At 63.5% G+C, this 17543-nt stretch carries 14 protein-coding genes and 6 pseudogenes; 8 read left to right on the plus strand and 12 right to left on the minus strand.

Translation table 11 applies throughout. The annotated features are described in order from the left end of the window. Positions 1 to 108: 108 nt before the first annotated feature. The 4 genes and pseudogenes from H7I87_RS29255 to H7I87_RS21550 all read right to left on the minus strand — a co-directional run. A pseudogene (locus H7I87_RS29255) lies at positions 109 to 238 on the minus strand (AMP-binding enzyme); the annotation flags it as partial. A 45-nt stretch (positions 239 to 283) separates the two neighbouring features. Then, positions 284 to 1335: pseudogene (locus tag H7I87_RS21540) on the minus strand (IS256 family transposase); the annotation flags it as partial. Positions 1336 to 1371: 36 nt separating this feature from the next. Then, positions 1372 to 2489, minus strand: a protein-coding gene (locus tag H7I87_RS21545) for an IS3 family transposase (RefSeq protein WP_264002873.1) whose coding sequence is annotated in 2 segments (ribosomal slippage) — positions 1372 to 2222 and positions 2222 to 2489 — 1119 coding nt in all. Because the reading frame shifts where the segments join, the coding sequence is not laid out codon by codon here. Between the two features lie 75 nt (positions 2490 to 2564). Then, positions 2565 to 2791 (minus strand): annotated as a pseudogene (locus tag H7I87_RS21550) (IS256 family transposase); the annotation flags it as partial. 482 nt (positions 2792 to 3273) lie between these two features. On the opposite strand from H7I87_RS21550, the gene H7I87_RS21555 reads away from it, so the two are divergent. Next, entirely contained in the window at positions 3274 to 3981 is a 708-nt protein-coding gene (locus H7I87_RS21555; protein ID WP_023862301.1) for a GAF and ANTAR domain-containing protein, read from the plus strand. Positions 3982 to 4023: 42 nt separating this feature from the next. Further along, positions 4024 to 4784: pseudogene (locus H7I87_RS21560) on the plus strand (GAF and ANTAR domain-containing protein). Positions 4785 to 4789: 5 nt separating this feature from the next. On the opposite strand, the gene H7I87_RS21565 reads toward H7I87_RS21560, so the two are convergent. Together H7I87_RS21565 and H7I87_RS21570 are read right to left on the minus strand one after the other, a co-directional pair. Further along, a complete protein-coding gene (locus tag H7I87_RS21565) occupies positions 4790 to 5596 on the minus strand; it encodes a GAF and ANTAR domain-containing protein (protein ID WP_033726941.1) in 807 nt (268 codons plus the stop codon). A gap of 44 nt (positions 5597 to 5640) precedes the next feature. Beyond that, positions 5641 to 7275: a fatty acyl-AMP ligase gene (locus tag H7I87_RS21570; protein WP_031344984.1), complete on the minus strand. Its 1635-nt coding sequence runs from the start codon at positions 7273 to 7275 to the stop codon at positions 5641 to 5643. A gap of 991 nt (positions 7276 to 8266) precedes the next feature. Here H7I87_RS21570 and H7I87_RS21575 point away from each other — a divergent pair. Then, on the plus strand, positions 8267 to 9517 hold the full coding sequence (locus H7I87_RS21575) for a fatty acid desaturase family protein (RefSeq protein WP_033726919.1): 1251 nt from the start codon (positions 8267 to 8269) through the stop codon (positions 9515 to 9517). A 208-nt stretch (positions 9518 to 9725) separates the two neighbouring features. Then, positions 9726 to 10016, plus strand: coding sequence for a hypothetical protein (locus H7I87_RS21580; RefSeq protein ID WP_023864317.1), 291 nt, complete (start codon positions 9726 to 9728; stop codon positions 10014 to 10016). A gap of 105 nt (positions 10017 to 10121) precedes the next feature. On the opposite strand, the gene H7I87_RS21585 is transcribed toward H7I87_RS21580, so the two are convergent. After that, entirely contained in the window at positions 10122 to 10259 is a 138-nt protein-coding gene (locus tag H7I87_RS21585) for a hypothetical protein (protein WP_167380315.1), read from the minus strand. A gap of 270 nt (positions 10260 to 10529) precedes the next feature. Between H7I87_RS21585 and H7I87_RS21590 the strand changes: the two are divergent. Continuing rightward, a pseudogene (locus H7I87_RS21590) lies at positions 10530 to 11653 on the plus strand (glycosyltransferase). An 8-nt stretch (positions 11654 to 11661) separates the two neighbouring features. Here H7I87_RS21590 and H7I87_RS21595 read toward each other — a convergent pair. Continuing rightward, positions 11662 to 11808 carry a hypothetical protein gene (locus tag H7I87_RS21595; protein WP_236723554.1) on the minus strand — a complete coding sequence of 49 codons (147 nt, stop codon included), beginning with the start codon at positions 11806 to 11808 and terminating at the stop codon, positions 11662 to 11664. Between the two features lie 24 nt (positions 11809 to 11832). On the opposite strand from H7I87_RS21595, the gene H7I87_RS21600 reads away from it, so the two are divergent. Continuing rightward, entirely contained in the window at positions 11833 to 12681 is an 849-nt protein-coding gene (locus H7I87_RS21600) for a glycosyltransferase (RefSeq protein WP_244179177.1), read from the plus strand. Between the two features lie 309 nt (positions 12682 to 12990). Here H7I87_RS21600 and H7I87_RS21605 read toward each other — a convergent pair whose 3' ends face one another. The 4 genes from H7I87_RS21605 to H7I87_RS21620 form a co-directional block, all read right to left on the minus strand. Further along, positions 12991 to 13452 carry a DUF5994 family protein gene (locus H7I87_RS21605; RefSeq protein ID WP_219728034.1) on the minus strand — a complete coding sequence of 154 codons (462 nt, stop codon included), beginning with the start codon at positions 13450 to 13452 and terminating at the stop codon, positions 12991 to 12993. A 274-nt stretch (positions 13453 to 13726) separates the two neighbouring features. Then, entirely contained in the window at positions 13727 to 14197 is a 471-nt protein-coding gene (locus tag H7I87_RS21610; RefSeq protein ID WP_076221242.1) for a DUF5994 family protein, read from the minus strand. A gap of 163 nt (positions 14198 to 14360) precedes the next feature. Continuing rightward, a complete protein-coding gene (locus H7I87_RS21615) occupies positions 14361 to 15164 on the minus strand; it encodes a transglutaminase-like domain-containing protein (protein ID WP_031344716.1) in 804 nt (267 codons plus the stop codon). A gap of 470 nt (positions 15165 to 15634) precedes the next feature. Then, positions 15635 to 15781, minus strand: coding sequence for a hypothetical protein (locus tag H7I87_RS21620; RefSeq protein ID WP_023862291.1), 147 nt, complete (start codon positions 15779 to 15781; stop codon positions 15635 to 15637). A gap of 55 nt (positions 15782 to 15836) precedes the next feature. On the opposite strand from H7I87_RS21620, the gene H7I87_RS21625 reads away from it, so the two are divergent. Together H7I87_RS21625 and H7I87_RS21630 are read left to right on the plus strand one after the other, a co-directional pair. Then, complete coding sequence (locus H7I87_RS21625; RefSeq protein ID WP_219728254.1) at positions 15837 to 16463, plus strand: DUF5994 family protein; 627 nt, start codon at positions 15837 to 15839, stop codon at positions 16461 to 16463. A gap of 536 nt (positions 16464 to 16999) precedes the next feature. Beyond that, positions 17000 to 17390: pseudogene (locus tag H7I87_RS21630) on the plus strand (integrase core domain-containing protein); the annotation flags it as partial. Positions 17391 to 17543: the final 153 nt, after the last annotated feature.

Consider the following 17543-nt stretch of genomic DNA (forward strand, 5'->3'; position numbering starts at 1 on the left):
AATGCGCGACCAAAGTGAGCCCGACATGGCATGTAGGTTACCTACGGCGCCCAAAGTCGTCTAGAGGCTGAATTGATTAAATAAATCTATGTTTCGGCGCCTTCCTCCCCCATGCTTGTCGTCGGGGATGCCGAAGACCGCGCAGTCGCCGGACCCCCGGCATCTCATACAGCACGGACTCGATTTCGGCGGGATAGATGTTTACGCCACCGGAGATCACCATGTCGTTGGTTCGGTCCGTCGCACAGGTGAGGAATTGTCAATACCTGTGGATTGGGGTGTTTCAGGCGACCTCCGGGCGTTCGAGCAGTTTTCCTTTGTGGAACACCGCCCCGGCTCGGACGAGGGCGACCAGGTGTGGTGCGTTGACGGCACGCCAGCGGGCTTGTGCGGCGTCAATGAGCTTGTAGGCCATGGCAATCCCTGCTGCACGGGAGCCGGGCCCTTTGGTGACTTTTGTCCGCAACCGCACAGTGGCAAACGTCGATTCGATGGGGTTGGTGGTGCGCAGATGAATCCAGTGCTCGGCCGGGTATTTGTAGAACTCCAGGAGCACATCGGCGTCGTCGACGATCTTGGCGACCGCTTTGGGATACTTGGCGCCGTAGTCGAGACCTCGAACGCTTTGATCGCGACCTGCGCCTTATCGATGTCGGCGGCGTTGTAGATATCCTTGATCGCCGCCGCCGCGGGATGCGCTGATTTCGGCAGTGCGGCAAGAACATTGGCCTGCTTGTGAAACCAGCAGCGTTGCTCACGCGTAGCTGGGAACACCTCGCGCACCGCTTTCCAGAACCCAGGGCGCCCTCGCCGACGGCGAGCACCGGGGCGGTCATCCCGCGCCGGCGGCAATCACGCAGCACATCGGCCCACGATTCGGTGGACTCCCGATATCCATCGCTCAGGGCGACGAGCTCCTTGCGGCCATCAGCACGCACCCCGATCATCACCAACAGGCAGAGCTTTTCCTGGTCGAGGCGGACCTTGAGGTGGATGCCGTCGACCCACAGGTAGACGTAGTCGGTACCGGAGAGATCCCGGCCGGCGAAGGTCTTGGCTTCGTCCTGCCACTGTGTCGTAAGCCGGGTGATCGTCGTGGCTGACAAACCGGCACCAGAGCCCAGGAACTGCTCCAAGGCAGGCCCAAAGTCACTGGTCGATAGGCCGTGCAGGTACAGCAGCGGCAGGACCTCGCTCATCTGCGGGGACTTGCGCGCCCAGGCCGGCAGGATCACCGAGGAGAACCGTTGCCGCTCACCAGAATCGGGGTCGACACGGCGGTCGTTGACCCGCGGTGCTGTGACCTCGACCCGCGCCGGCCGCGGTCAGTGGCCGGACCCCGTGAACTGGTCCACAGCGAACAAGAGTCGTTCATTGGTGGGTACAGGTGGCAGCGTAGCGGGCCGGGGGCTGGTAGCCCAGTGACGAATGCCGGCGATGGTGGTTGTACTCGTGTTTCCAGTCGCTGATGACCAGCCGGGCCTGGGCCAGTGACCAGAAGCTGTTGATGTTCAAGCATTCGTCGCGGATGCGGGAATTGAATGATTCGACATAGCCGTTCCGCCACGGCTGGCCGGGTGGGATGAAATGCAGCCCGACCTGCCCGGCGGCCCAGTCGGCCATTGCGCTGCAGGCTAATTCGGGGCCGTTGTCACAGCGCAGCGCCGCTGGATAAGTGCCGCGCTGGCCCGCCAGACGGTCGAGCTCGGCGATCAGGTGCTCGCCGGTGATACCGCGCTCGACCATCCCACCGAGGCATTCGCGGGTGTGCTCGTCGACGATGGAGACGATCTTGATCGGCCGGCCGTCAGTGGTGGAGTCGAACTGGAAGTCTGTCGCCCACACCCGGTTGGGCGCATCGGCGGTAGGAACGTCAGCGACGGTGGAGTTGCCGTGGCGTTTGCGCCGTCGGCGCTGCGGCACTCGGAGGCCTTCTTCGCGCCAAAGGCGTTGCACCTTTTTGTGATTGATTGCCCAGCCTTCCGCGCGGGCGTCGTGATATGCAGGCCGGAACCCACGTCGTGGGTGGTCCTTGGCGTACTGGCGAAGCCAGTCCCGCAGCGACGCATCAGGATCCTCGGGCGTGACCGAAACTGGTTCGTGGCGTTGGGTGGCGCGGTGTTGCCCGGTGACGCGGCAGGCGAACCGTTCGCTGACCCCCAGCACGCGCTGCAGGTGACGAACGGCTGCCCGCTGGCGTTCCGGGCCTAGAAGTTTCCCTTCGCGATCTCCTTGAGCGCGACTTTCTCCAACTCGGCATCAGCCAACAGCCGCTTGAGCGTGGCATTCTCACGTTCGAGGTCCTTAAGCCGCCTGACGTCCTCGGCCTTGAGCCCGCCGAACTGGTTACGCCACCGGTGATAGGTCGCTTCGGAGACACCCAGCTCGCGGCACACCGCCGCAGTGTCTTTTCCCTCAGCCAGCAGCCGATCGGCCGCCATCAACTTGCGCACAATCTGTTCGGGGCTATGCCGCTTTCTCGCTGCCATGATCTTGTCGAGCCTTCCTGCCCACGTCGTGGGCTGCAAGACTCTCATAAGCCATGGATCAACCGATCGGGGTCAGGCCATCAGCACCTCGCGGGCCTGGTGGTAGCCGTTACGCACCACGAGGCGATGACCGTTGTCGTCGAGCTGGTCGGCGAACTGCTCCACATAGGCGGCCACCTCGGCCTTCAGCGCCGCGGCCAGCATCTGCTGGGCACCATCGCGGACGATCTCATCCAACAACGAGCGACGACAACCACCTCGTTGTCGTTGGCGCAACCCGCATCGTGAACTACCGTGAGCAAGGGCGTACCTTCCCGAACCAGCGCGCCAACGCCGGCTCTTGATCAGACCTATGACATTCAGATCATCCTCGGGAAGGTGCGCCCACTTTCACGCCACCTCGCCAAGGCTCATCCACAGGTTCTGATCATTGCTCTTGTGCTGTCGGCTATGTGCGTGACTTTGATCGAGTTGCCAGACCTCGGATCTTGGAGCATCTCATCCTCACGGATCTCCGACAGCGGCACCCGCTCTACTGCATGTTCCGAAACTCATGCCTCTCGGATCGTCGTGGCAGGTCGGCTGCGTCGACCCTTTCCGGGGATCGTCCCGGCGATCACCGAACCCAGGCGCGATCGCAGGTGCTCTGAGCCATGAGTAGCCGACCGGCCCTCTGGTAGCAGCGGTACGCTCGTCAAATCCCTCGAACTAGGAAAGGTGGAGGGATGCCAATGCCGAGACCCCCGGGCGCTTCCGCGGCGGCCCGAATCGCGTTCGGTTAAATGTGGCGATCCACGAGCAGCTTCTCGCCGCCGTCGACGGCCGGCGCGGGATAGAAGCCACCGACTGTCTGTGCGACGCTTGCGTGGCCCTCCTCGAGGTTGACGCGGCGGCGATTTCGCTCGTCTTCGACGGCGCGAGCAGCGGCACACTGGGATCCAGCAGCCTGGCGGCGCGCCTGTACGACGAATTGCAGTTCACGCTCGGCGAGGGACCGTGCCTGGACTCTGTCACGCGGCGGATTCCTATTCTGGTCGTCGACCTTGCCGACCCCGACGAGGGTCGGTGGACCGCCTACCGGCCCGCCATGCTGGCTTACGGTGTCAGAAGCGTTTATGCGATACCGGTCGTCGTGGCCGGCGAATTTGTCGGCGCCCTCGACCTGTTCCGTGCGCAGCCGGGCCCGCTGCCGGGCGAGGATTTGGTCGGCGCGGTCGCCGTCGCGGAGCTTGCAGGCATCCCGCTCCTGGACCTCCTGGACGCCGACCTGCAGGCAGCCGTTGCTGACCCCACGAGCAATGCCTGGGCCGAACTCAACACGCTGAGCCGCTCAGAGGTCAGCCAGGCCACCGGAATGCTCGTCGCCCAGCTGGAGGTTGAGCCGGCCGAGGCCCTTGTCCGGCTGCGCGCTCACGCTTACGCCACCGGCCGCAGCGCCACCGACGTCGCCCGCGACATCCTCGAGCGCCGACTGAAGCTCGAGGCCGACTGATGCGGGCTCGCATAGGCAGGAACGGTCCGGAACGGAGGCTCTGTGACTGACACTCCTCGTGAAACCCGCGTGCTGGACGCCGTCGTCTCGCTCGTCGACAGCCTGCTCGGCGACTTCGACGTCGTCGACCTGCTGACCGATCTCGCCGAGCGATGTGCTGAGCTGCTCGACATCGAGGCCGCGGGATTTCTGCTCGCCGCGACCCGCTGCACCAGCTCCGGCTGCTGGCCGCCACCTCAGAGCAGGCCCGTGAACTCGAGCTCTTCCAGCTGCAAGCCGACGAAGGCCCATGCGTGGACTGCTACGCCACGGGTCGACCGGTTTCGGTCGCCGACGTCCAACGGCTAGCAGGGCGGTGGCCGCGGTTTGTTCCCGCCGCGATCGGGGCGGGCTTCGCCTCCGTACACGCCGTCCCGATGCGCGCTGCCGGCATCGTGTTGGGCGCGCTCGGTTTGTTCGGCACTCGCCCGGGCGAGCTCAACGAGGCCGACCTGCTCGTCGGCCAGACCCTGACTCACATCGCATGCGTCGCGATCCTGTAGGAACACCCGCCCACACCCTCGACCGTCATGCCGCAACTACGCTCCGCACTGACCAGCCGCGTCATCATCGAGCAGGCCAAGGGCTTCCTCCGGGAAATGCTGGGTGTGTCCGTGGAGGAGGCGTTCCATCTGTTGCGCACCTACGCGCAGGCCAAAGGCCGACACTTGACCGACGTCGCCCGCAGATTGATGACTGATCGGGATTCCCGCCCGATACTGCTGGCAGAGTTGACCGAACTCGCGGCCGCGCCGCCACGATAACGGGTTCAGCGATGCCATGCGCGGGCGCGTCGCACGGCCTCTTCGACCAGCCGTTCGGCGGCGACGTTCAGCTTCATGTTCTCGGTCTGGCTGATATGGGCGAGCCGGCCGAAGGCCTCCTCAGCGGTGCTGCCCGACCTGCTACGGATGATGCCGATCGCCTGATCGATCACTGCGCGGCTGTCCAACGCGCGCTGCAAGCGCGTCGTCCGTTCCTGGGCGTTGGCTAGCAACTGCGCGTTGTGCACCGATACTGCGGCGGGTTTGGCGAACTGGGAGCCCAACCGCACCGCGTGCTCGCCGAAGGTGTCGCGGTTTTTGGCATAGGCATTGATCGCCCCGATCACCTGGTCGCCAACGATCAACGGGAGCGCAGCTAGCGCGGAGTGCACGCGCATCCGGGCTACCCGGCCGCCGAAGTGCGGCCAACGGCTGTCACTGCCCAGGGATCCGCTCACTGCGGGGCGCCGCGACTGCATGCACGTTATGCATGGCCCCTCGTGCAGTTCGTCGTACTGAACTGTGTCGATCTCGTGGACAAGTACTGCTGTCGCCGCCCAGGTCTGGACGCTGGAGATGCCGTATCGAGGGTCGATCAATGCGACACCCACACCGTCTGCGCCGGGAACCGCCTGGGCTGCGAATTCCGCCACGTCCCGCAAAAGTTCGATCACTCCTTGGGCGCCGGCCACAATCCCGGACACTCCGCGGAGCCCGGCATACAATTCGGCCTCGTCTGCTTCCCGTTGGGTGAGGGAGGGTTCGGATTGTGCCGGCGCTTTGCGACCGGGCTGGGCGTCGAAGTCGGTCAATATCGCCTCCGCCGACAAACTTACTCTTCGCCGCGTCCCGAGAGTCAGCCGACGAGGGTCAGCGTGTGGACCCGTCGAAGCTTCCCCGACGGCGTCTTCGGGATCATTCCCGGCTCGAGCACCACCACATTGCGAGGCCGGACGTCGACCTCGGCGACCACCTCGTGCGCCACCTGATGCTCGATGCGGCGCACCTCGGCCGGGTCCTGCCAGTTATTGGACTCCACCGCGACAGCGAACGTCTCCCGCGACCGTCCGGCATCCAGGCGCACCGCCACGGCACAGCCGGGCCGGACCCCGGGAACGCGCCCGGCGGCACGTTCGATGTCGGTGGGGTAGACGTTGCGGCCGGCCATGATGATGACGTCCTTGACGCGGCCGCAGACGACGAGGTGTCCGGTCTCGGTGAGGTAGCCCAAATCGCCGGTGTCATACCAACCCTGGTCGTCTAGAGCCGCGACGAAACCGCCCATCGTCACGTAACCGGCCGTCACCGGTTCGCCGCGCACCTGAATGACGCCGACGCCCCGCGCGGACAGGATGTTGCCATCGTCGTCGACGATGCGCGCTTCCAGCCCCTTCAGCGGGCGGCCAAGCGTTGTCAGTCGCCGGGTTTTGCCCTTGGCCGCCGGAACGGCTCGGTGGAGCACGGCGAGTAGGTCGGCGTCGACCTCGTCGATCATCAGGCCCGCGCCGCACTCGGAGAACGACACCGCCACGGTCGTCTCGGCCATGCCGTACGCGGGCAGGATCGCCTCCGGACGTAACCCGAACGGTTTGCCCGCTTCGCAAAAGTCTTCGACGTCGGCCGGTTCAACTTGTTCGGCGCCCGACAGCGCCCACCGCAGGCTGGACAGGTCGAATTGGCCAGGCTGGGCCAGCTTACGAAGGCGTTTGGCGAACAGCGTGTAGGCGAAATTCGGCGCGGCGGTCATCGTGCCCTTGTACTTGTCGATGAGCTTGGCCCACAGCAACGTGTCGCGCAGGAAGTCCATCGGAGTGACCTTGACTAGCTCTGCGCCGAAATACATTGGCACGGTTAAGAAACCGGTCATACCCATGTCGTGGAACAGTGGCAGCCAGCTCACGATCACGTCGGTATCGATGTCGACTTCTGCGCCGATGAACATTGCTTCGGCGTTGGAAACGACATTGCGGTGCGAAACCTGGACGGCCTTGGGCGACCCGGTAGAACCAGACGTCAACTGCAGCAGCGCAACGTCGTCTTCGTCGGTCCGGACCGGATCGATCGGCCGGCTGCCGAGCAGCTGCTCGATTGTCAGCACTCGCGTACCCAGCTGGGCCAGAAGTGGGGCCGCGGCCATGAACGGGTCCGAGATGACGACCGTTTTGGCGCCGATCATCTTGATGACGGCGGCGGTTTCCTCGGCCCAGCGTCCAAGATCGGTGCGTGGTGTGGGCTGTTGGAGCATGGTGAGGCTGGCGCCGCGCATCCAGATTCCCTGCCCGGCAGGCGCGATCTCGGCTGGAGCACCTGCCAGCACCGGGACCGCATTGCCGTGGTCGACGCCCGCGGCGGCCAGGCCACCGGCGATCCGACGGGCGCGCTCATGCACCTCGCCCCAGGTGTGTCGGACGGGACGATTCGGCTCCCCGGTAACCAGACCCTTCGAACTGGACTGGGCGGTGTCATACATGGTTTCGGTGAATCTACTCAAGGCCATTCCTTTGGCTCCGGCGCAGCGGTTGGTGTCCGGCCGTGCGCCGGTGTCTAACTGCGGACCCGCGCGACCGGATGAAGCCGTGCGTCGGTGTTGCGGCGCCAAACTGTCATCGAAATTCGGAGTGCGCCGGCACTTCTGATGCTGGCGCGCTGGGAGTGCCGTCCGCCGGGTAATGAGGTGGACGATGACTGCAGCGGCAGAGCGTGCGTGCCCTCCTCACGCACACCACAGATGTTTCGTCGCTCCGATCGAAGCGCGGTCTCGAGCATTCAGACACACTGACGGTACATACTTGCGGGCAATCAGCCTGCGGGGCGCGCCGATGTCGCGGACGGGGGATAGCGACCAAAGCTTGACCACCGGACTCCGTCAGGGGGCAGTCCGAAGAACAACCCTTTGACCGTCGAATTAACCGGGTGTGCAGTGACGTTACGGCGGGGATCTCGTAACAGATCGCCGCCGGACGCTTCCGGAGGCTGCGCAATCAACCGTGACAAACCGTACCGCAGGGCGCTCGGAAATTGCTGAGCGCGGTGACCGGCCCGTACTGCCACGCGGGCCCAATCACCATCGCCGATACACCGCACTCGGCGGGGACAAGTAGCCCGGGTTCTATAAGAGGCGTAGCGTTGTTGGTGCTGAGTCCATCAGCCAGTCGGGAAGCAAGGTTTGGTAGTACGCCGCGGAAACTTGATGAGCGTCTGCTCGCGCCGCACATTCCAATGTCCACCCGTTTCGTTCCGGGACAGCATGCGGATGTCGCTCATTTGCCCGCAACTCGGAGGACCACCACACGAACCGGTAACCATCTGCGCCTGAAATCCGCATTCGGGAGTTTTGGCGCATCAACGACGTAGCCGGGCTTCGCCTGTCGATGAGGCGCTGGCCGGGTGGCTTGCCGCAGCGGCTGCGCTGGTTCCGAGGTCTTCGTCGCCGATGAGCGCCGAGAACCCGACATACAAGCTCGACGAAAGAGAGCAAAACGATGGCGATTACCGACGTTCCGGCTTTCGTTCACCTGACCGACGCCGACATCGAGAATCTGGCCGCTGAGCTGGACGCGATCCGGCTGGACATCGAGGATTCCCGTGGCGCGCGCGACGCGCGCTACATCCGCCGCACCATCGGCGCGCAACGCGCCCTGGAGATAGTCGGCCGGCTCATGTTGGCCGGCGGCTCGAAACGCTCGGCGTGGTGGGCGGGAACGGTGACCTTGGGTCTGGCCAAGATCATCGAGAACATGGAGATCGGCCACAACGTCATGCACGGCCAGTGGAATTGGATGAACGATCCTGAGATTCATTCCACGACGTGGGAGTGGGACATGACCGCGGCGTCAAAACACTGGATTTCCTCCCACAACTTTCAGCACCACAAGTACACCAACATCCTCGGCATGGATGACGATGTGGGCTATTACATCCTGCGAGTCACACGCGACCAGCGCTGGGAGCCGTTCAACCTCGGCAACCTGCTGTTCAACGCCATCCTCGCGCTTGGGTTCGAGTGGGGAATTGGCTTGCAGACCGTCGATTTCGAGAAGATCTTGAAGGCCGGCCCGGAGCGCGACCTCACTCTTCAGCGGACACGTGAATTCTCAGTCAAAGCCGGCAGGCAGGTGTTCAAGGACTACGTCGCGTTCCCTACGCTCACCGCGCTGGCGCCGGCCGCCACCTACAAATCGACGCTGAAGGCCAATGTGGTGGCCAACGTGATCTGCAACGTGTGGGCCAACGCGGTGATCTTCTGCGGGCATTTCCCCGATGGCGCAGAGAAATTCACGAAGACCGACATGATCGGCGAAACCCGGGGCCAATGGTATCTGCGCCAGATGCTGGGCAGCGCCAACTTTGATGCCGGGCCGGCGCTGCGGTTCATGAGCGGCAACCTATGCCACCAGATCGAGCATCACCTCTACCCCGATCTGCCCAGCAACCGGCTGCACGAGATCTCGGTGCGGGTGCGCGAGGTCTGCGACAAATACGACCTCCCCTACACCACGGGTCCGTTCCTGATGCAGTACGGCAAGGCGTGGCGCACCATTGCCAAACTGTCGTTGCCGGACCGCTACTTGCGCGACACAGCCGACGACGCTCCGGAGACCCGCAGCGAGCGGATGTTTACCGATTTGGGGCCAGGTTTCGCCGGCATTGACCTAGGGACAGGGCGCCGTCGCGGACTCAAGACAGCAATCGCAGCGATCACAGCTGGCGTCGCGAAGCGCGCCCCTTACTGACATCGCCATCCGGCGCTGAAGGCCACCGCGGCGCCGTTCTTCGGGTGCCGTTCCCAGACCGCCCGACGGGCTATGGGCACGGCCTGAGCACGCGGACCATCGGCTGTTAGGTCTGTGACCATTGGCCCTATGGGCTGACCGCCGGCGGCGGTTAGTGTCGGGTTGGTATAGCGAGCGAAAAACGAAACAGATTGGGGAGATTGGGATTATGACCCAAAGCGCTGAGAAGAAGACGGTGGCGCCTCGAGCGCTGGAATTGGTCGATGAGGTGCGTGATTCGGCAAAGGCCGGACAGGAGGCCGCAAGCAAGGCTTTGCGCAAGTTCCGTGACACTGTCGATCAAGCTCTTCCTGAGTCCGTAGAACCCTTGCGCAAGAAAATCGTCGACGCCGCCATCGAATTGGCCGGCCAGCTCGTCAACGTGCAGTACAAGTTCCACCGCAGCATTGTGCACAGCGCGGACCGGGTGCTGAGCAAGTCAGACTATGAGAAGGAATAAGCGACCGCCACGTGCACGGCATTGCCACGATCGGGCGTGTTGTCGCTGGCTTAACTAAGCAGCAGGCCGCGCCGCCGCTACCGTGCAAAGGAAAGACGTTGCACCTTAGCTCTTTTCGGTGCAAAGTAGCGCATCGGTGGCCGCGGCGCGGCGGGCTGCCTTGACGTTCTTGTCGGCGCGCTTCTCCTTCAATGACTTTCCGGATTTCTTGCTCATGGCTCGTCGAGGAGACTTATCGGACATCGCCGGCCCCTTCGTTATGGGGGCCTGGTCGGTCCCGATTCTGCGACTGTACCCCACGGCGGGGATCTTCGGGCGTCGTGGCGACGCCTTGGCGGGTGTATCCTCAAAGGAGTTGGAAATCCAGGCAGTCCGGACTGAGTCAGTCATACGACGCTGATCGCACCGAGCAACCGCTCATGCCGGGCACGCAGGTGGCCACCTTTAGTTGGGATTACCTTGAGCGCCTTGCTTGAATTTCTATGTTTGACGGATTGCCCTGGGCGACAGGAGATTTCCGACGCCACGAGTTTCGGCATTCTGGGTACGTATCCACCGACATCGTCCAGGCTGGCGACGTTCAGCGCCGCTCTGGCCGACGGGTTGAGCACCAATGGCGCCGAGGTCGGCGTCGTTCGAGTGTCCGACGGCCCGCCGTCCTCGAGCACCCGCGTCATCGGAGAGCTGGTCAACGGCTCAGTGGCATCCGTCGCAGCATGCGCCGAGTTGTTGAACCAGAGCGACGTCGCCGTCATCCAGCATGCGTGCGGTAGCTACGGAGGCGTCGATGGCGCCGAAGTCGTGGGCATCATCCACCGACTGCGCGTCCCGTCGATCTTGGTCGCTCACACTGTCCCAAAAAACCCGACGCCACACCAGCGTTCGCTTCTCGAGCTGCTCGCCGCCCGAGCCGACCAGGTGGTCGTGATGTCCGAGGCGGCCAGCCGACGGCTACGCCGGGGCTTCGACATCGCCGGCCGCAAAGTCACCACCATCCCATACGGCGCGACCGTCCCGACGAAGGCATCCTGCATGCGGAGCGGTCGACCTATCCTGTTGACCCAGGGCCTGCTGGGTCCGGGCAGGGCATCGAGCGGGTGATCGAGACCATGAGGTCGCTCAATGATCTGCCCGGCCGGCCGCGGTACCTGGTTGCGGGCAGAACGCACCCGAAGGTGCTGGCCGCCGATGGCGAGGCGTACCGGAATGCCCGAATAGATCAGGCACTGCGCAGCGATGTCGCGGATTCGGTGTGCTTTGACACGGATTGCCGCAACGTTCCGATGCTCAGCGCCCTCTTCCAGTCCGCGGCGGTTGTGGTCGTGCCCTACGACTCGACCGATCAGGTGAGCTCCAGTGCTCTGGTCGACGCCATCGCGAGCGGCCGCCCGGTCGTGGCCACCGCGTTCCCGCATGCCGTCGAGCTGCTCGCCAGTGGCGCCGGCATCGTCGTCGCGCATGACGATCCGGATGCGCTGGCTTGTGCCCTGCGCCGGGTGCTGACCGAGCCGCGCCTCGCCGGTGCGATGGCGGCCGAGGCCAGGAGATTAGCGCCCGAGATGGCCTGGCCAACGGTCGCGCGTGCGTATCTGCGGCTGGCGCATCGGGTCCTGGCGCAGCGACGGGCACGGGCATGAGCACTACGTCACCGGCGCCGATTTTCGATCACCTGCTGCGGCTGACCGACCGTCGTGGCACATTGGTGCACGCGCGGCTCGCCGAACCCCTGCCCCAGCACGGTTACTGCACCGATGACGTGGCGCGGGTGCTTGTTGTCGCCACCCGAGATCATGGCCCCGACCGAATACTGAACGGTTTGGCCGGTGTTGCGTTGCGGTTCTTAAACGACGCACAGGCTCTCACTGGCGCATGCCGCAATCGGATGGACAGCACTGGAAGTTGGGCCGACGAGCCGACCCTCGAGGACGCCTGGGGGCGGTGCATCTGGGGTCTGGGAACCGCAGCCGCGCACAGTAATGTCGGCTGGGCCCGCCAGTCGGCCATCATGCAGTTCGAGCGTGCCGCCCAGGAGCGCTCGGTATTACCGCGGGCGATGGCGTTCGCTGCACTCGGTGCTGCCGAACTTCTCGTCTTCGACCCAACACACCGCGCGGCTCGCGCACTGCTCACCGACTATGCCTCGTCGGTGCCTGCACCGAACAAAGACCTGGGGTGGCCGTGGCCCGAGCCCCGACTGACCTATGCCAACGCCGTTGTGCCCGAGGCGATGATCGCTGCCGGTGTCGCGCTTGCCGACGCGACGCTGCGACAGCGAGGTTTGGAACTGTTGGCGTGGCTGGTCGCATTCGAAACGGCAGACGGCCATCTGTCGCCCACCCCCGCCGGGGGCAGCGGTGCCGAGGACACCCGACCCGGATTCGACCAGCGGCCCACCGAGGTGTCCACGCTCGCCGATGCGTGCGCGCGCGCCGCCGCCGTTGATACCGACCCGATCTGGCCGGCCAGCATCGAGGCCGCAGCCGCCTGGTTCATGGGAGACAACGACGCGGGGGAGCCGATGTGGGACCCGGATACAGGTGGCGGATACGACGGTTTGCGCTCCGACGGCGTGGACAACAACCAGGGCGCGGAGGCGACCCTGGCGGTGATCTCGACTTTGCAGCATGCTCGACGTTTACTGCTGTGCCGCAATGACTTCGAATAGGGTTGCGCTCGCAATACGTAGCCACGCGACGGCTCGCGGCCGACCGGACCGGACGGACTCTGAGCTTTTCGGACCGGTCTGTTGCTAAATGCTCTGTTGCTCAACATCTTCGAGTGATGACCGCATGACGTTCGCTCATGCAAACGCGAGTCGATGAACCGGCGCCGACGCAGCAAATCGGTGACCGCTAGTTCATAGCCCGACTCGAGGCACGTCAACCAACCCGGGGTCGGGACAGCCCTTTGTGGCATGTAAAACCCGAGAGCCGACAAATAACAGAATCTCGTCGACCAAGAGGGCGATACCCGGTCAGCCCCAGGAGTTTTCGTGCGGAGTTAACGGTGCCGATTGTTCCGAACTCCCAAACCCTGAGGCGCATTTGCGCACGAGTTGCCGCAACTCTCCCGCATTCATCGGTTCTGATGAAGTGCAAACCTCACCCATAAGGTGGCGGGCCTCCTCCGTAGAGCTCGAAGGCGATAGCACGAACAGCACCGCGTCGCGAGAATGCGTACCCACTAGATAGATGGTGTCGCTGAAAATCAGGCGGTATGGATTGAGTGAAACCATCTCATTGTGGCGCCTAATTCGTGTAGGCGCGGGCAACCACACGCTCGGGTCGTAAACGACTCGGCGCACGGTGCCAATCCATAAACCGAATACAGCAAGTAGGTCGGGTAGCTCTGAGCTCAGGTTCAAGCTCTTTGGCCACCAGGCGCCGTCTACGGCGGCGCTTGTATCGTCGCGTCCACATAGCGCTAATCGGGTCATGCTTGAAGGGACGGGGGAAGGACGCGCCACGTGACGCTCCGATCTACTAATTCAGCTATCGCAGATGGCTACCGAAGGGGCGGCACTCGACAAATCCACGATGTCTGCAGCATAGCCTCGTTGCCGGTGTGACGACGTACGAAACCGGGAGCGGCGATGCAACAAATGAGGTTCTCAATCGGCGAGTGGCAGTCTCTGGAGCGGCGCGTGAAGGCCAAATCGGCTGAGCTTTGTTGATTCGCAGTGGTTTTGCGCGATGACTGCCTGCATGGGTCTATACGCGGGTTTCCGTTTCTTTCGCGCTGTTCATAAGGAGGCCCGCGACGGTCGAGGCATTGTTTGGGCCGGCTGCGGTCATCATGATCGTGTGTGCCCGGTCTGGGTCGGCGTGCGGGGAAACTACCAATAGGACGATTTTGTCGCGATTGAGCCCAAGAACTTCGACGGTGTTGACCGGCTGGAGACGATAGCCGTCGAGTCGTACCGTTCGTCCCCCTGTCGCCAATTTTGCGGGCGCCTTTGCCCATTCGTTAATGTTGTAGATCACGCGGCCAATCGGCCCGAGTCGAACTGACAGCACCGACAGCAGATCCGGTAGCTCCGCCGTGAGGTCCGCACTGTGGGGCCACCACGCACCGTCGACATATCCGCTCTGGGGCGCCTTGGGCTTTAGCCTCAAGCGGGGTGTGTGGGTCGGTGGGGTATGCCGGTGCCCGGCATTCATGTGGTCGTTTTTCAGCGTCATAGCGACGCTCCCGTCTTGACCGCGATACCGGCCAAATCATTCGGATCGGCGACGACATGGCTTTGGACAGTCAGGTACGAAATATCGCCGATGATTCCCACACTACTCGGATGGTCCAGGAACCACGGCATATTGATCGTCGCGATCAGCCGGTCTGGCGTTCTCAGCGGATGGAAACGAGTTGGTCGATCGAATCCCAGGGTAAGTCGCCGTCAACGACGGCGGTCACCGCCAGCTGGTTCAGCGTGATCGCGCCTCTGTGATTGTCGAGGAAGGCCGTATCGGAGGCGTCACGACCCGTAGCTATGCGGACCAGGGTTTGCCGCGGCGCTAGCAACGTCGCATCGACCACCCGCCATTGCCCGTCGACAAAGGCCTCGGCCACCGCGTGAAAGTCCATCGGGTGCACCCCCGGTGCGTACACCGACACCAGGCGGGCCGGGACGTTGACCGCACGCAGCAGCGCCACCACCAGATGCGCGTAGTCGCGGCACACACCTGCACCGGAGAGCAGGGTTTCCACGGCCCCGTCGATCGGATCGCTTGATCCGGGCACATAGCTCAGCCTGGTGCCCACCCACGAGCTCACATTCTCCAGCAACGTCGCCGAATCACCGTAGGTGCCGAATTCGGTTGCAGCGAAACCGTAGAACTTATCGGCCTCGGCGTAGCGGCTGGGTCGCAGATACATCGACTGGTCGTATTCGGTCACCGGTGCCGGATCGGTTTGACCCACGATCGTCGCCGCGTAGTCGACTTTCAGTGTGCCCACCCCTGCGTCGAACTTGTGGATACGGTTGCCATGTACACCGCTGACTTCCAAGGGCTGGACGGGCCGTCCGTCCAAGAGGAAGCGCAGCGACTCCAAGACCTCGGCGCGCGGATGCGGGGCAACAGCAATCTGAAACTCCAGCGTCGTGGGTGCGGTGATTTCGACTTCGATTTCGGCGCCCACTTCGCGTCTCATGGCGTGATCATGCGCCAGTCGTTCCGGATCCGCCAGCCGTGCGGCGGCGCCGGGTCGGGATGGCGTGCTCCCCTGCACACGCGTCCGCCAGGCCCGAACCGGGGAACCCTGGCAGCGCCACGATGCTGAAATCGTCGGTGCCATCCCAGTGGATCGTCAGCGCGTCCGCCCCTCCCGAGATCATCGTTGCGGTGTAACACCGCCGGCAGTGGTCCACGTTCAATCTTCTATCTTCGCCGCATATGGCATACCCCTGGGAGTCAGCGACCGATTTGAGCAGGCTGCGTTCGTAGTCTGTTGCTAGATGGCCGTTGGTGCGCAACTGTGGTGTTAAGCAGTCAGCACCAGGCCGGCCGCCGTCGAATCTTCGCTGTGTGCACAAACACAGCACGGCTCTTCGTTGAGCCGGTAATTGGCGCGGAGCCTCGGTCTTGATTCCCCCTCGCCGGGCCAGTCACGAACTGCAGGAACTACTCGATCCATGTCCCGTTGGCCTGACGTTGCAGGAACAGGGCCGGCAGCGCGTTGATTGATGTTGGCGGCCCTTTGTTCCAGCCCGGATTGGGGTAGGGTGACAACACATCGGCGGTATTCCGTTTGTGATCGTTCTGGGTCATGTCGTCGCCGATTCGAATAATTGGCCAGTATCGCGGTCAAGGCGGGAGCGTCGCGATGACGCGAGGGCAAGCTGGCGACAGCTCGAGGTGGGACGCCACCCGGGGCGTCCGTACGCCGCGGTTTCGGTTGAAACCCACGGCGCATGCCAGCGGTTATGTGGATGGTGCATGGTGGCCGCGCAGTGATGACCTGATGACGGAGCTGCCAGGTCTGATCGCGGTTCTGTCGATCCGCCTGGGCGCGATCAGTTGTGTGATGTACAACAACACCGAATGGAGAATAACGCCCGACGAACTTCTGAGCGGCGGACGTGTGGTTCAACTTGACGGATGCCACGGCCAGCCGCCCAACACGGTCGAAGTCCTTGCTTCCAAAGGCAATAAGCTTGTCTTGCTGGTTGTCCCATATCACATCGACCCTGATCAAGCGCACGGGATTGTGATGGCAGCCGCAGCACCGGGCGACGCGTCAAACGTCGATACCCTGCTCATGATCAGCGTGAAAGACCGGGAAAGCCGCACAAAGAGGGACGCCGCGCGGGAGCGCTGGGATTCGCAATGCAGGGCGAAACAGCGGATAGTCGGGATCGATCCTCGACCCTGGGGCAGGTCTTCCGGTCGTCTTCCCTCTGCGGCCATCGCGCCTCCATCGCGCCCTGGCTTAGGGACGACGCGACTATGACAAGTGGCGGCGACCCAGTGTTCAAAGCCTTCAGCGACTTCGGTTTCGACGACATCCCCGCCGAGGCAGCAGTTTCGCGACGCATGCTTCGGCGACTCGCGGACATTGACAATTCGACAACCCCGGCCCGACTACCGCGGCTGCGCGGGCCGCCTTGGCGTCCAGCGTCGTCGCACATGCCGTGGTCGAACTCGAGAATCAACTCATCGAATTGAACCAACTGGCACAAGTGAAGTAAACAACTCGTCACCGACGAAGAACGCACCGCTGGGTGGAGTGATGCTGTTCGCATCACCGTTGGCCCGTGTTGGTAGAGGTTGTGGCTCAAGAGGTTTCGTTGCAAGAAGGGGTGCGTTGATGGTTATGCGATTGTCGGGGTCCGATGCGCTGTCGCTGCACACACAGAGCTCGAAAATGCCGGCGCACACGGTTGCGCTGGTCATCCTCGGCGGGTCCGATCAGCTCAGCCACCAGCGGCTACACCAACTGGTGGCCGCGTCGCTGCCGCAGCTGGCGCGATTTCGCAGCCGACTACCCTGGGCTGGCGAGCCGCCGCGACGATGACCACCACCATGGTCCTCGACGCCATCGAGCAGGCCATCTGGACCCGCCAACAAGAAGGGGTGCAGTCAATACACGTCGATCAGGTTCAGCGAGCGGCTTGCCGAGGCCGGCATCCAGCCCTCGGTCGGGGCGGTCGGCAGCTCCTATGACAACGCGCTCGCCGAGACAATCAACGGTCTGTACAAGACCGAGCTGATCAAACCCCGCAAGCCCTGGCGCACGGTCGATGACGTCGAACGGGCCACCGCACGGTGGGTCCACTGGTTCAACCACAGCCGCCTCTACCAATACTGCGGCGACATCCCACCAATCGAACTGGAGACGGCCTATTACGCTCAACAACGAAGACCAGCCGCCAGCTGAGTCCTCAAATCAGAAAGTCTCCGGACTTACAGGCGATTCAGACCCGTCGTGCACAATGACGAGGTGAGCGCAGCCTGACGCTCACCGGACCGCCACCGAAGTTCCACGGAACCTGGGACATCCTTTACGTCGCTATGTTGTGTGCCCTCGATG

Origin of the sequence: Mycobacterium timonense (assembly GCF_025821985.1) — a bacterium.
In the GTDB taxonomy this organism is placed as follows: domain Bacteria; phylum Actinomycetota; class Actinomycetes; order Mycobacteriales; family Mycobacteriaceae; genus Mycobacterium; species Mycobacterium avium.

Excerpts from the sequence above, each read along its gene's own strand:
- H7I87_RS21585 (WP_167380315.1), bottom strand. The coding sequence starts at position 10,259 with ATGTCCGATAAGTCTCCTCGACGAGCCATGAGCAAGAAATCCGGAAAG.
- H7I87_RS21580 (WP_023864317.1), top strand. The coding sequence starts at position 9,726 with ATGACCCAAAGCGCTGAGAAGAAGACGGTGGCGCCTCGAGCGCTGGAA.
- H7I87_RS21605 (WP_219728034.1), bottom strand. The coding sequence starts at position 13,452 with ATGACCCGATTAGCGCTATGTGGACGCGACGATACAAGCGCCGCCGTA.
- H7I87_RS21615 (WP_031344716.1), bottom strand. The coding sequence starts at position 15,164 with ATGAGACGCGAAGTGGGCGCCGAAATCGAAGTCGAAATCACCGCACCC.
- H7I87_RS21625 (WP_219728254.1), top strand. The coding sequence starts at position 15,837 with ATGACGCGAGGGCAAGCTGGCGACAGCTCGAGGTGGGACGCCACCCGG.
- H7I87_RS21595 (WP_236723554.1), bottom strand. The coding sequence starts at position 11,808 with ATGATCTCGGGTGGCGACAACAAGCACCCGCGCCACGTCATCGGTGCA.
- H7I87_RS21575 (WP_033726919.1), top strand. The coding sequence starts at position 8,267 with ATGGCGATTACCGACGTTCCGGCTTTCGTTCACCTGACCGACGCCGAC.
- H7I87_RS21610 (WP_076221242.1), bottom strand. The coding sequence starts at position 14,197 with ATGACGCTGAAAAACGACCACATGAATGCCGGGCACCGGCATACCCCA.
- H7I87_RS21620 (WP_023862291.1), bottom strand. The coding sequence starts at position 15,781 with ATGACCCAGAACGATCACAAACGGAATACCGCCGATGTGTTGTCACCC.